The 12,897-nt window shown below is 70.6% G+C and carries 11 protein-coding genes and 1 rRNA gene; all 12 read left to right on the forward strand.

The annotated features are described in order from the left end of the window. A 5S ribosomal RNA gene (rrf, locus tag ABD999_RS41790) occupies nt 1–99 on the forward strand; the annotation flags it as partial. Nucleotides 100–463: 364 nt separating this feature from the next. Then, entirely contained in the window at nt 464–1,786 is a 1,323-nt protein-coding gene (locus ABD999_RS41795; protein WP_271279042.1) for a bifunctional folylpolyglutamate synthase/dihydrofolate synthase, read from the forward strand. After that, nucleotides 1,786–2,136: a DUF4233 domain-containing protein gene (locus ABD999_RS41800; protein ID WP_219552603.1), complete on the forward strand. Its 351-nt coding sequence runs from the start codon at nt 1,786–1,788 to the stop codon at nt 2,134–2,136. The genes ABD999_RS41795 and ABD999_RS41800 overlap by 1 nt, the downstream gene beginning before the upstream one ends. A gap of 11 nt (nt 2,137–2,147) precedes the next feature. Beyond that, nucleotides 2,148–3,629 carry a hypothetical protein gene (locus ABD999_RS41805; RefSeq protein WP_271279041.1) on the forward strand — a complete coding sequence of 494 codons (1,482 nt, stop codon included), beginning with the start codon at nt 2,148–2,150 and terminating at the stop codon, nt 3,627–3,629. 136 nt (nt 3,630–3,765) lie between these two features. Then, nucleotides 3,766–4,176 carry a nucleoside-diphosphate kinase gene (gene ndk / locus ABD999_RS41810; RefSeq protein WP_148029969.1) on the forward strand — a complete coding sequence of 137 codons (411 nt, stop codon included), beginning with the start codon at nt 3,766–3,768 and terminating at the stop codon, nt 4,174–4,176. 274 nt (nt 4,177–4,450) lie between these two features. Then, nucleotides 4,451–5,482: a rod shape-determining protein gene (gene mreB, locus ABD999_RS41815; protein ID WP_219552595.1), complete on the forward strand. Its 1,032-nt coding sequence runs from the start codon at nt 4,451–4,453 to the stop codon at nt 5,480–5,482. Then, the gene (gene mreC / locus ABD999_RS41820) at nt 5,482–6,360 is read left to right on the forward strand and encodes a rod shape-determining protein MreC (protein WP_271279040.1); all 879 of its coding nucleotides are present in this window, start codon (nt 5,482–5,484) and stop codon (nt 6,358–6,360) included. The genes mreB and mreC overlap by 1 nt, the downstream gene beginning before the upstream one ends. Further along, nucleotides 6,357–6,821 (forward strand): rod shape-determining protein MreD, encoded by a 465-nt coding sequence (gene mreD / locus ABD999_RS41825; RefSeq protein ID WP_271279039.1) that lies wholly within the window; start codon nt 6,357–6,359, stop codon nt 6,819–6,821. The genes mreC and mreD overlap by 4 nt, the downstream gene beginning before the upstream one ends. A gap of 5 nt (nt 6,822–6,826) precedes the next feature. Next, entirely contained in the window at nt 6,827–8,863 is a 2,037-nt protein-coding gene (mrdA, locus tag ABD999_RS41830) for a penicillin-binding protein 2 (protein ID WP_271279043.1), read from the forward strand. Continuing rightward, on the forward strand, nt 8,860–10,026 hold the full coding sequence (gene rodA / locus ABD999_RS41835; protein WP_219548655.1) for a rod shape-determining protein RodA: 1,167 nt from the start codon (nt 8,860–8,862) through the stop codon (nt 10,024–10,026). Before mrdA ends, rodA begins: the two co-directional genes overlap by 4 nt. Nucleotides 10,027–10,054: 28 nt before the next feature. Beyond that, nucleotides 10,055–11,965, forward strand: coding sequence for a TIGR03960 family B12-binding radical SAM protein (locus tag ABD999_RS41840; protein WP_148029975.1), 1,911 nt, complete (start codon nt 10,055–10,057; stop codon nt 11,963–11,965). Nucleotides 11,966–12,131: 166 nt separating this feature from the next. After that, nucleotides 12,132–12,884 (forward strand): TIGR03936 family radical SAM-associated protein, encoded by a 753-nt coding sequence (locus ABD999_RS41845; RefSeq protein WP_261808373.1) that lies wholly within the window; start codon nt 12,132–12,134, stop codon nt 12,882–12,884. The last annotated feature ends 13 nt before the right edge of the window (nt 12,885–12,897 follow it).

Here is a 12,897-nt window from a genome sequence, read left to right on the forward strand (position 1 = left end):
AAGGAAACACCCGGTTACATTCCGAACCCGGAAGTTAAGCTTCTCTGCGCCGATGGTACTGCACTCGGGAGGGTGTGGGAGAGTAGGTCACCGCCGGACAATTTTCATATGGGAAGGGCCCCGACAGGTTCTGTCGGGGCCTTTCCTTGTTTTAGGAGGGTTTCGAGGCTTCGGTCTTGGGGGCTTTTCTTGTGGGTGAGTCCCGAGGCTACGGCCTCGGGCCTTTTTGTTTATGGAGGTTCCGAGGCTTCGGCCCTCGGGGCTTTTCTTGTGGTGAGCCCTGAGGCTATGGCTTCGGGACTTTTCTTGTTTTTTGGGGCCTCGGCGTGATCGCCGAGGCCCTTTGTGTTTGTCGATGACAGCCTGTCAAGGAGGCGGAATGAGGCGAGATCGAGCGTTTCGGTCCGATCCACCGTCGGGGGGTTGTGAGTAAAGGGGTCGCGGTGGTCAGTAGGGTTGAGGGGTGGACTTTCGTGCGGTTGAACGCGCGATCTTGGAGCGCGGCGTCGAGTGGGATTTCGAGCCGACGCTCGACAGGATCGCGGCCCTTCTGGACCTGCTCGGCTCGCCTCAGCGGGCCTACCAGGTCATACACATCGCCGGCACGAACGGCAAGACCAGCACGGCGAGGTTGATCGAGAGCCTGCTGCGGGAGCGCAACCTCCGGGTGGGCCGTTTCACGAGCCCGCACCTGTCGTCGATGCGCGAGCGGATCACCGTCGACGGCGAGCCACTCAGCGAGGAGCGCTTCGCCCAGGTCTATGAGGAGATCGAGCCCTTCGTAGAGCTGACCGACGCGCAGGGCGGTCGGCGCATCCAGTTCTTCGAGCTGCTGACCGCCATGGCGTTCGCGGCGTTCGCCGACACGCCGGTGGACGTGGCCGTGGTCGAGGCGGGCATGGGCGGCTCCTGGGATGCGACGAACGTCGCCGACGGCACGGTGGCGGTCGTGACGCCGATCTCGCTCGACCACACCGACAGGCTCGGCCCCGACATCCCGAGCATCTCCCAGGAGAAGGCCGGCATCATCAAGCCGGGCGCCACCGCCGTGTTCGCGCAGCAGGAGCTTGCCGCGGCCGAGGTGCTGATGCGGCGGGCCGCCGACGTGGGTGCGGTGGTGGCGCGCGAGGGCCTGGAGTTCGGGGTGCTCGGCCGTGAGGTCGCCATCGGCGGGCAGCTGATCACCTTCCGAGGGCTCAAGGGCGTGTACGACGACGTCTACCTGCCGCTCTACGGCGCCTACCAGGCGAGCAACGCCGCCTGCGCGCTGGCCGCGGTCGAGGCGCTGACCGGCGGCGACGACCCGCTCGACGTCGAGCTGGTGCGTGCGGCGTTCGCGCAGGCGTCCTCGCCGGGAAGGCTGGAGGTGGTGCGGCGCAACCCCACGGTGGTGCTGGACGCCGCGCACAACCCGGGCGGCATGCAGGCGACGCTCGACGCGATGCACGAGGCGTTCGACTTCCCCAAGGTCGTCGGGGTCGTGGCGGTCATGGCCGACAAGGACGTCGAAGGGCTGCTGGAGCTGCTGGAGCCGATGGTCGCCGAGGTCGTCGTCACCCGTAACTCGTCGCCGCGCTCGATGCCGGCCGCCGAGCTCGGGGCGCTGGCGGAGTCCGTCTTCGGCGAGGAGCGCGTGCACGTCACCGAGCGTCTCGACGACGCCATCGACCAGGCCATCGGCATCGCCGACGCGGATGGCGAGTTCGCCGGCACCGGCGTGCTGATCACCGGGTCGGTGGTCACGGTGGGTGACGCGCGGGTCCTGCTGAAGGCGGAGGGTGCGTGATGGGTTTGCTCGGCTTCCAGGTGACTCCTGGCATGCGGCGGCTGGGCGCGAGTGTGCTCGGCATGGAGGCGATCGTGGTCGGCCTCGCAACGCCGGTGATGATCACCATCGGCGGCATCACGCCCGCGCTGGCGGTGACCACCGGCATCGGCCTGGCCGTGTTCTGCGTCATCGCCACCGGGCTGCTCAAGCGGCCCATCGGTTACGTTCTCGGCAGCGTGGCGCAGGTGCTGGCGATCGCCATGGGGTTCCTCGTGCCGGCGATGTTCTTCCTCGGGACGATCTTCGCCGCGCTCTGGGTCACCGCGATTATCGTCGCTCGCCGTGTCGAGGGCGTGACTTCCCGCTAAAGTCGGGCGTCATGGCCGTCCCCCCGATTCATCGGTCCCCAGAGGCCGAGCCGCACGCAGGTCCGGCGCCGGTGCTCGACGCCGTGCTCGGTCTGCTCATCGTGGCCGCGCTGCCGCTGGCGATCGTCGCCATCCCCAATACCGTGTCCGTCGTCGCCGAGCTGCTGCCCGCCGGCATCGACCGGGTCGGGCTCATGCGCGCCCACGGGCTCGCCCTGCCGGCGATGATGCTGGCCGTGCCGCTCGCGGCCATGGCGTTGCGCCGGGTCAAGGCCGCCCACCTGCTCGTCGCGGGGCTGGCGCTGCTGGCCGTCGCCGACGCGGCCGGCGGCTACGCGGACTCGGCCTTCGTGGTCGGCGTGCTGCGGGTCGCCCACGGTGTCGGCGCCGGGCTGCTCGTGCCCGCCACGCTGGTCGCCGTGTGGGACCGGCCGCGGTGGCTGCGCGGCCTGTGGGCCGGCACGCTGGCCCTCAGCCTGCTCGGTGCCCAGGCGCTCGCGCTCTGGCCGCTCGCCGGAGCGACGGAGTGGCGGGTCACGCTGCAGCCCTATCCGCTGCTCAGCGGCATCGCGCTGGCGCTCGCCGCCGTGTATCTCATGCTCTGGCTGCTGCGCGGGCGGCCGTCCACGCCGGGCCCGCGGCCCGAGGATCGCAGCCGCGTCCTGCTCGCGATCGTGCCCGCCGCCGGGGTGGCGGCCGTGGCCATCGGCGCCGCGAGCCAGGACTGGCACGGCGGGCTGATGATCACACTGGCGGCGCTCGCCATGGTGGGACTGCTCGCCCTGGCCTCCATCGGCGCCCGGGAGAGCCGTACGCTCGCGTACACCATGGTGGCGGTCGGCGTCGTGCTGCTGCCCAGCGTCGCCCAGGTGACGTATGTGGAGATGGGCGGCATGGGCGGGCCGGGGCTGAAGGGGCTGTGGGTCCCGTTCTGCGTCGCGGGCGTCCTGGGGGTGGTGGCGGCGGTCGCGGTGCGCGTGTCGGCCGCGTCCAGCCAGTGGCTCACGCAGCTCGGCCTGCTCGCCATGGTCGCCGGGCTGTGCTCGGTGCGCGTGCTGGTGCCCTCGGCGGAGGGGCTGGTGCTGGTCGTGCCGTTCACGCTGCTCGCGGTCGGCGCGTCCGTGGCGCTGACGGCGGCGCTCGCCGACGTGGGGGCGGGGGCGGCCATGTTCGGCCTGGCGCTCTGCTTCCCCGGCGTGCTGGCCGGCTACCTTCTGGGCACCGGGATGCAGAAGACGTTGCTCGACCAGAGTTCGAGGCAGGAGTTCGTCGACAGCTACGTCGGTGTTCTGCATCTTTGGGCGCTGGTCGGGGGGTTCCTGGCCGTGGCCGTGATCGTCCTGGTGTCCGTCATGTCGCGCCGGGCGCCGGCGGCGGACGGCGGGGCCGGTGCGGCGATCCGTACGACGCCGGCGGAGGACGGGCAGGCGGGCGGGGGCGGTGAGATGCCGCCGGTGCCGCCGCCCGCGCAGTCGCCCGAGGGCGGGGCCTGAGCCGCCGGGAAACGAGGTGACCGGCGTGGGGCGGTAAGCTGTGCCGCAGCTTCGCGATGGCCTGTGCGGCGGAGCATCCCGGGCCAGGCCGTGCTCGTAGCCCGCATCCGCGACCCAGTTCGAAGGAGAACCCGAAGTGTCCGAGCGCACTCTTGTCCTGATCAAGCCCGATGGGGTGAAGCGCGGCCTGATCGGTGACGTGATCGCCCGCATGGAGCGCAAGGGCCTCAAGGTCGTGGCGATGGACCTGCGCACCCTCGACGTCGAGACCGCCAAGGCCCACTACGCCGAGCACTCCGAGAGGCCGTTCTTCGGCGAGCTCGTCGAGTTCATCACCTCCGGGCCGCTGGTGGCGCTGGTGGCCGAGGGTCACCGGGCCGTCGAGGCGTTCCGTTCGCTGGCGGGGCTCACCGATCCGGTGAAGTCGCCTCCCGGCACGATCCGCGGCGACCACGCCCTGGAGATCGGCGAGAACGTCGTCCACGGCTCCGACTCGCCCGAGTCGGCCGCGCGGGAGATCAAGATCTTCTTCCCCGACCGGTTCTGAGGTCCACGGTTCGCCCGAGTGCCCGCAGGCTCTGAAGCCTCGCGGGCATTCGTCGTTTACGGGGCCTACCCGAGGACGCGGGTGGTAGCGCGCAATCCGGGCAAAATCGCGGTGCGCGCAGGGACTTGAGATTTTTGTGGGGCGCACGGGCTCAGTGTGCGGACAGGTGGGTACGTCACGTTACGATTCGAATTCAGTCCGTAGTCATAGCGGCATTGGATTCGGTCGTGAGTCCTTAGTCCTTTGCGAACGTCACGGGAAGGCTCCGTTCCCCATGGGTAGCAAGCTCGCCTTTCTCGGCCGTGACATGGCGGTCGACCTCGGTACCGCCAACACGCTGGTGTACGTGCGCGGCCGCGGCATCGTGCTCAGCGAGCCGTCGGTCGTCGCCATCAACACCGCCACGGAGAAGATCGTCGCCGTGGGCATCGAGGCCAAACGCATGATCGGCCGTACGCCCGGCAACATCGTGGCGGTCCGCCCGCTCAAGGACGGGGTGATCGCGGACTTCGAGGTCACCGAGCGGATGTTGCGATATTTCCTCCAACGCGCGCATAAACGCCGCCATCTCTCCAAACCGCGCATCATCATCGCGGTGCCCAGCGGCATCACCGGCGTCGAGCAGCGGGCCGTCAAGGAGGCGGGCTACCAGGCTGGGGCGCGCAAGGTCTACATCGTCGAGGAGCCGATGGCGGCGGCGATCGGGGCCGGGCTGCCGGTGCACGAGCCCACCGGCAACATGGTCGTCGACATCGGCGGCGGCACCACCGAGGTGGCGATCATCTCCATGGGCGGCGTGGTCACCAGCAAGTCCATCAGAGTCGGCGGCGACGAGCTGGACCAGGCGGTGATCACGTACGTCAAGAAGGAGTTCTCGCTCATGCTCGGCGAGCGCACCGCCGAGGAGATCAAGATGACGATCGGCTCGGCCTGGGCCGACGGCGAGGAGGCGCACGCCGAGGTGCGCGGCCGTGACCTGGTCAGCGGCATGCCGAAGACGATCATCGTGTCGGCCGAGGAGATCCGCAAGGCCATCGAGGAGCCGGTCAACGCCATCGCCGACGCGGTCAGGTCGACTCTCGACCTGTGCCCGCCGGAGCTGTCCGGCGACCTGATGGACCGAGGGCTGGCCCTGACCGGCGGCGGCGCGCTGCTCAAGGGACTGGACGAACGGCTCAGGCAGGAAACGGGCATGCCCGTACACCTGGTGGAGAACGCCCTCGACTCGGTCGCGCTGGGCACCGGCCGGTGCGTGGAGGACTTCGAGGCGCTGCAGCAGGTCCTGGTTCCGGAGTCGCGGCGCTGATGAGGGACTCGCGCCAGGCACGGCTGATCCTGGGAACTCTTCTGGCGGCGGCGCTGGTCATCCTGACCGTCGACCACAGGGCGGGGGAGAGCTCGCCGCTGGAGCCGCTGCGCGCGGCCGGCTCGTGGGTGTTCGGTACGGCCGAGCAGGCGGGGGCGACGGTGTTCGGGCCGGTCACCGGATTCGTCGAGGCCCTCGCCGGGGCTCCCGCCGCCCAGGAGAGCATCGCCAGGCTCCGCCGCGAGAACGCGCGGCTCCGTGCCGACCTGGCCGCCGGCAAGGTCGACACGATGCGGTCCGCGGAGCTGAAGCGGATGCTCGGGCTGGCCTCGTTCGGCGGCTACAAGGTGGTGCCGGCCAACGTGATCGCCAGGCGCGGCCAGCCGGGGTTCGAGGAGGCGGTCGAACTCGACGCCGGCACCGACGACGGCGTCCGTGCCGACATGACCGTGATCAACGGCGACGGGCTGGTCGGCCGGGTCGTGCACGCGAGCCCGCGCACGTCGAGCGTGGTGCTGCTCAGCGATCCCGCCTCGGCGGCCGGCGCCCGCCTGGAGCAGGGCCGGGAGATCGGCGTGGTGCACGGCGTGGGAGAACACGGCCGGCTGCTGCGCTTCCAGCTTCTCGACGCGACGGCGCCCGTGCTGCGGGGCTCGCGCCTGGTCAGCTTCGGCTCGCACCGGGGCGCGCCGTACGTGCCGGGGGTGCCGATCGGGGTGGTCGAGCGGGTGGAGCCGGCGTCGGGCGAGCTGACGAGGACCGCGTACGCGCGCCCGTACGCGGACATGACCGCGCTGGACGTGGTCGGCGTGGTGGTGCAGCCGCCCGCGCGCGACCCGAGAGACGCGGTGCTGCCGCGGAGGGAGGGGACGCGATGACGGCTGTCGTGGCCGTGGTGGTGGCGCTGCTGGTGCAGTTCGTCCTGGTGAACCGGCTGCGCCTGCCGGCCGGGGGAGCGCCCGACCTGGTGCTGCTGGCGGTCGTGGGGGCCGCCCTGGCGCGCGGGCCCGCCGCCGGGGCGGTGCTCGGGTTCGGGGCTGGGCTGCTCGTCGATCTCGCGCCGCCGACGGCGCACGTGGCGGGGCTGTACGCGTTCGTGTTCGCGCTGGTGGGCTATCTGGCCGGGCGGGGCGTGGGCAACAAGGTCGTCACCGTCGTGCTGTGCGTGCTGCTCGCGCCGCTGCTGGCCGCGGCCGTGAGCGGGCTGCTGTCCGACCCGCGGGTCACGGTCTCGACGCTCACCCAGCAGGTCCCGGTGACCGTGGCCTGCACGCTCATCGTCGCCCCCGTGGTGGTCTGGCTGGCTTCGCGTGGCGCGCGGGAGAGGCACCTGCTGTGAACCGCATGCGGACCCGGCTGCTCGTGGTGCAGGTGCTCGTGCTGGTGCTGCTCGCGGCGCTCGCCGTGCGGCTCTGGCAGGTGCAGGTCGTACGCGGCCCCGAGTTCGTCAACCGGGCGACCGAGACCCGCACCAGGACCGTCATCGTGCCCGCGGTGCGCGGACAGATCCTCGACTCCTCGGGCCGCCCGCTGGTGCGCAACAAGTCCCGGCTGGTCGTCTCGGTCGACCGCAACAGGCTGGTGCGGATGCGCGACAGCGGGGTCAAGGTGCTGGGCAAGCTGTCGGAGGTGCTCAGCCGGCCCGTCTCGCAGCTGCAGAGGCGGATCACGCCCTGCGGCCCCGACGTGCCCAAGCCGTGCTGGACCGGCTCCCCGTACCAACCCGTGCCGCTCGACGAGAAGGTCGACACCCGCGAGGCGCTGCAGATCCTGGAGCAGCAGGAGAAGTTCCCCGCGGTGTCGGCGGAGATCCAGGCCATCAGGGAGTATCCCCTGGGTGAGGCCGGGGCGCAGATGTTCGGCTACCTGTCCCCGGTGACCGAGGCCGAGCTGGAGAAGCGGGTCGGGCTGAAGGCCACCTTCTCGGGCGTCGACCTGGCCGGGCGCGACGGCCTGGAGTACTTCTACGACGAGGAGCTGCGCGGCAAGGCCGGCATCCGCAGGGTGCAGGTCGACCGGATGGGCAAGCCGCTCGGGGTGGAGAAGGAGGTGCCGTCCGTCGCCGGCCACCACCTGGTGACCAGCATCGACGCGCGCATCCAGGCGGTCACCGAGCGGGCGCTGCAGAAGGCGATGAAGTCCGCGCCGGCCGCCGACGGGGGCGCGGCGGTGGTGCTCGACGCGCGCACCTCGCGGGTGCTCGCGATGTCCAGCGCGCCCGGTTACAACCCGTCCGTGTGGGCGGGCGGCATCTCCGCGCGCACCTACCGCCACCTGCTGTCGGAGAAGTCCGGCAAGCCGCTGACGTCGCGGGCGATCAACGGCCAGTTCGCGCCCGGCTCGACGTTCAAGGTGTCGTCCGTGGCCTCGATGCTGCGGGCCGGATACCCGCTCGACGGCCAGTACAGCTGCCCCGGCTCCGTCATGATCGGCGACCGTGCCTTCAACGGCTTCCGCGGCATCCCGCTCGGCACGCTCACCCTGCACACGGCGCTGGTGAAGTCGTGCGACACGATCTTCTACAAGGCCGCGTACGACCAGTACCTGAAGGACGGCGGGCGGACGCCGAAGAAGCACGTCGCCGAGGTGTTCGCCAACACCGCCAGGAAGTTCGGGTTCGGCGCGCCCACCGGTGTCGACCTGCCGGGCGAGTCGCACGGGCGCATCCCCGACCGCCGCTGGAAGAAGGAGAGCTGGGCGCTGACCAGCGGCGAGAACTGCAAGCGGGCGCAGACCGGCTATCCCGAGGTCAAGGACGGCGCCCGGGCGGCGTTCCTCAAGCGGCTGGCGCACGAGAACTGCGCCGAGGGGTTCATCCTGCGGCCGGGCGACTCGGCCAACTTCAGCATCGGTCAGGGGGACGTGCTGGTGACGCCGCTGCAGCTGGCTCGCGCGTACGCGGCGCTCGCCACCGACGGCAAGGTGCGCAGCCCGCGGATCGGCTGGGCGATGGTGCGGCCGGACGGGAAGGTGGTCAAGACCATTCCCGTGCCTGTCGTCGGCAGGCTCCCGGTGACGGAGAAGGAACGGCGCTACATCAAGAACGCGCTCAGCCAGGTCCCCTCCGACGGCACCGCGGCCGGGGCCTTCGCCGGTTTCCCCATGGACCAGGTGACGATCGGCGGCAAGACGGGCACGGCGGAGGTGTGGGGCAAGCAGGACACCTCCTGGTTCGCCTCGTTCGCGCCGACCCGTAACCCGCGGTTCGTCGTGGTCGTCATGGTCTCCCAGGGCGGGTTCGGCGCGGAGACCGCCGCTCCCGCCGCCCGTGAGATCTACGAGGGCATCTTCGGCATCAAACGGCCGGCCGCGGTGCGGGATGGCAAGCCGGTGTCGGAGCTGCCGACGTTCCGGCCCGACGGGACGGTGGTGCCAGGATGACCGGTGGTGCGCTGGCGGCGGGGCGGCGGCCGTTCACCCGCAGGGTGTTCGGGCCGGAGTCGGCGGTGTGGCGGCTGGACGTGGTGATGCTGGTCGCCGTGGCCGCGCTGCTGGTCCTCGGCTCCCTGCTCGTCTGGTCGTCCACGCGGACGTGGGCGCCCGGCTCCACAGGGCTGCTGTGGAAGCACCTGTTGAACCAGGTGATCGGGGTGGCTCTGTGCCTCGCGGTCGCGATGACCGACTACCGGGCGGTGCGGGCGTACGCGCCGGTGGTCTACCTGGTCTCGCTCGTCGGGCTGGGGCTCGTGCTGACTCCTCTGGGCGCGACCATCAACGGGTCCCACTCGTGGATCCTGCTCGGCGGCGGATTCGCGGTGCAGCCGTCGGAGTTCGCCAAGGTCGGCCTGGTGCTGATCACGTCCATGCTGCTGGCCCAGCCGGTCGAGGGCACCGACCGGCCGCGCGGCCTGGACGTGCTGCTGGCGCTGGTGGCCGCCGGGATCACGCTGGTGCTGGTGATGCTCCAGCCCGACCTCGGCACCGCGCTCGTGCTGGCCGCCGTCACGGCCTCCGCCATGATCATCTCTGGGGTGCGCAAGCGGCTGATCGCCCTGTTCACGCTCATCGGCGCCGCCGGGATCTTCTGCGTCTTCTTCTTCGACGTGCTGGAGCCGTACCAGGTGGCCCGGTTCACCGCGTTCGTCGATCCGAGCGTCGACCCGCGCGGCGTCGGCTACAACAGCACCCAGTCGCTGATCGCGATCGGCTCCGGGCAGCTGTTCGGCAAAGGGCTGCTCGGGGGCGGGCAGACCACCGGCCGGTTCGTGCCGGAGCAGCACACCGACTTCATCTTCACCGTGGCGGGCGAGGAGTTCGGCTTCCTCGGCTCGGTCACCCTGGTGGCGCTGCTCGGCCTGGTGCTGCTGCGCGGGCTGTGGATCGCGCGGCACTGCAAGGACCGGTTCGGCACGCTGATGGCGGGCACGATCGTGTGCTGGTTCACCTTCCAGATGTTCGTGAACGTCGGCATGACCATCGGCATCATGCCCATCACCGGGCTGCCGCTGCCGTTCGTCTCCTACGGCGGCACCTCCACCTTCGCCAACCTCATCGGGGTCGGGTTGCTGCAGGCCATCCACGTGAGGCAGCGTGCGTTCGGCTGAACGGCCAGGCGCCGCTACCCTGGGTCGTATGACTGCGGAGTCGATTTTCCCTCGCCTGGAACCGCTGCTGCCCAAGGTGCAGAAGCCGATCCAGTACGTCGGGGGTGAGCTCAACTCGACGGTCAAGGAGTGGGACTCCGCCGACGTGCGCTGGGCGCTGATGTACCCCGACGCCTACGAGGTGGGGCTGCCCAACCAGGGCGTGGCCATCCTGTACGAGATCCTCAACGAGCTGCCCGCGACCCTGGCCGAGCGCACCTACGCGGTCTGGCCGGATCTCGAGGCGCTCATGCGGGCCGAGGGCGTGCCGCAGTTCACCGTCGACGCCCACCGGCCGGTGCGCGCGTTCGACGTGTTCGGCGTCTCCTTCTCGACCGAGCTCGGCTACACCAACATGCTGACCGCGCTCGACCTGGCCGGGATCCCGCTCGTGGCCGCCGAGCGCGGCGACGACGACCCGATCGTGCTCGCGGGCGGCCACGCAGCCTTCAACCCCGAGCCGATCGCCGACTTCCTCGACGCGGCCGTGCTCGGCGACGGCGAGCAGATCGCGATCGCCATCACCGAGGTCATCCGCGAGTGGAAGGACGAGGGCAGACCCGGCGGGCGCGACGAGCTGCTCATGCGCCTGGCCGAGTCCGGCGGCGTCTACGTGCCCAAGTTCTACGACGTCGACTACCACCCCGACGGCCGCATCAAGCGGGTCGCGCCCAACCGTCCCGACGTGCCGTGGCGGGTCCACAAGCACACCGTCATGGACCTCGACGAGTGGCCCTACCCGAAGAAGCCGCTGGTGCCGCTGGCCGAGACCGTGCACGAACGCTTCAGCGTGGAGATCTTCCGCGGCTGCACCCGCGGCTGCCGGTTCTGCCAGGCCGGCATGATCACCCGTCCGGTGCGGGAGCGGTCGATCACCACGGTCGGCGCCATGGTGAAGCAGGGCATCGAGGAGTCCGGCTTCAACGAGGTCGGGCTGCTGTCGCTGTCGTCCGCCGACCACAGCGAGATCGGCGACCTGGCAAAGGGCCTGGCCGACCGCTACGAAGGCACCAACACCTCGCTGTCGCTGCCCTCGACCCGGGTCGACGCGTTCAACATCGACCTGGCCAACGAGTTCTCCCGCAACGGGCGGCGCTCCGGCCTCACCTTCGCCCCCGAGGGCGGCTCCGAGCGCATGCGCAAGGTGATCAACAAGATGGTCACCGAGGAAGACCTCATCCGCACCGTCACCGCCGCCTACTCCCAGGGCTGGCGGCAGGTGAAGCTCTACTTCATGTGCGGGCTGCCCACCGAGACCGACGAGGACGTGCTCGGCATCGCCGACCTGGCCAAGAAGGTCATCAAGGCGGGCCGCGAGGCCACCGGGTCGCGCGACATCCGCTGCACCGTCTCCATCGGCGGCTTCGTGCCCAAGCCGCACACCCCGTTCCAGTGGGCGGGCCAGGCCGACCACGAGACCGTCGACCGGCGGCTCAAGGCGCTGCGCGACTCGCTGCGCCGCGACAAGGAGTACGGCCGGGCCATCGGCTACCGCTACCACGACGGCAAGCCGTCCATCGTGGAGGGCCTGCTGTCGCGCGGCGACCGCCGGGTCGGCGCCGTCATCCGCGCGGTCTGGGAAGACGGCGGCCGCTTCGACGGCTGGAGCGAGCACTTCTCCTACGAACGATGGATGGCCGCCGCCGAGCGGGCCGGCGTCGACGTCGACTGGTACACCACGCGCGAGCGCGAGGAGAACGAGGTCCTGCCCTGGGACCACCTCGACGCCGGGCTCGACCGCGAGTGGCTCTGGCAGGACTGGCAGGACGCCGTCTCGGGCGGCGAGGTCGAAGACTGCCGCTGGACCCCGTGCTACGACTGCGGCGTCTGCCCCACCATGGGCACCGAGATTCAGATCGGTCCGACGGGCCGCAAACTCCTTCCGCTCACGGTCGTCTGACGACGCGCCGGGTGCGCGGCCGGTGTCTCGCCGTACATGATCCTGTACACGCGGGTGCCCGGGCGGCTTATCCTGAGAGAAGAAACTCTTACAAGGGAAGGACGACAAGGCACTGAAACCTGTTCCCGACGGGCCACCGCCCGCGCCCACGGTGCAGCGCCTGCGTGTGCGCTACGCCAAGCGCGGACGCCTGCGCTTCACCAGCCACCGCGACATCTCGCGGGCCGTCGAGCGTGCGGTCCGTCGTGCCGGTATTCCGGTGGCCTACAGTGCGGGCTTCTCGCCACATCCGAAGATCTCCTACGCGGGAGCAGCGCCGACCGGCGTTGCCAGCGAAGCCGAATACCTCGAGATCGGCGTCACCACGCCGTGCGATCCCCGGCAGGTCAAGACCGACCTCGACGGATCGCTGCCGCCGGGCCTTGACGTGCTCGACGTCGTCGAGGCCGGCCCCGGCGCGCTGGCCGACCGCCTGGAGGTCTCCGAGTGGGAGGTGCGGCTGCCCGGCGCCGACCGCGAGCACGCCGAAGAGGCGGTGCAGAAGTTCCTCGCGGCCGGCCACGTGGAGGTTGAGCGCCTCACCAAGAAGGGGCCGCGGCGCTTCGACGCGCGCGAGGCCGTGCTGAGGCTCACGGTGCCGGAGGGAACAGGGAGAACAGCAGCTCAGGTGCCCGGACAGTCGTGTGTCATACTGCGCATGGTTGTTCGGCACATGACTCCTGCCGTTCGACCCGACGATGTGCTCACAGGGCTGCGCCTTGTGGCCGACTTCGCGCCGCCGGTCCCCCCCGAGGTGACCAGGCTGGCGCAGGGGCCACTCGACGCCGGCACCGGTGCACTTGCCGACCCGCTCGACCTGGACCGCGATACGACGCGCGGCGGCGAGGCGGGACCGGCGGGTGAGCACGTCGCCGGTTAAGGGGAGCGCCCCA

The organism is Nonomuraea ferruginea (genome assembly GCF_039540635.1).
GTDB lineage: Bacteria > Actinomycetota > Actinomycetes > Streptosporangiales > Streptosporangiaceae > Nonomuraea > Nonomuraea ferruginea.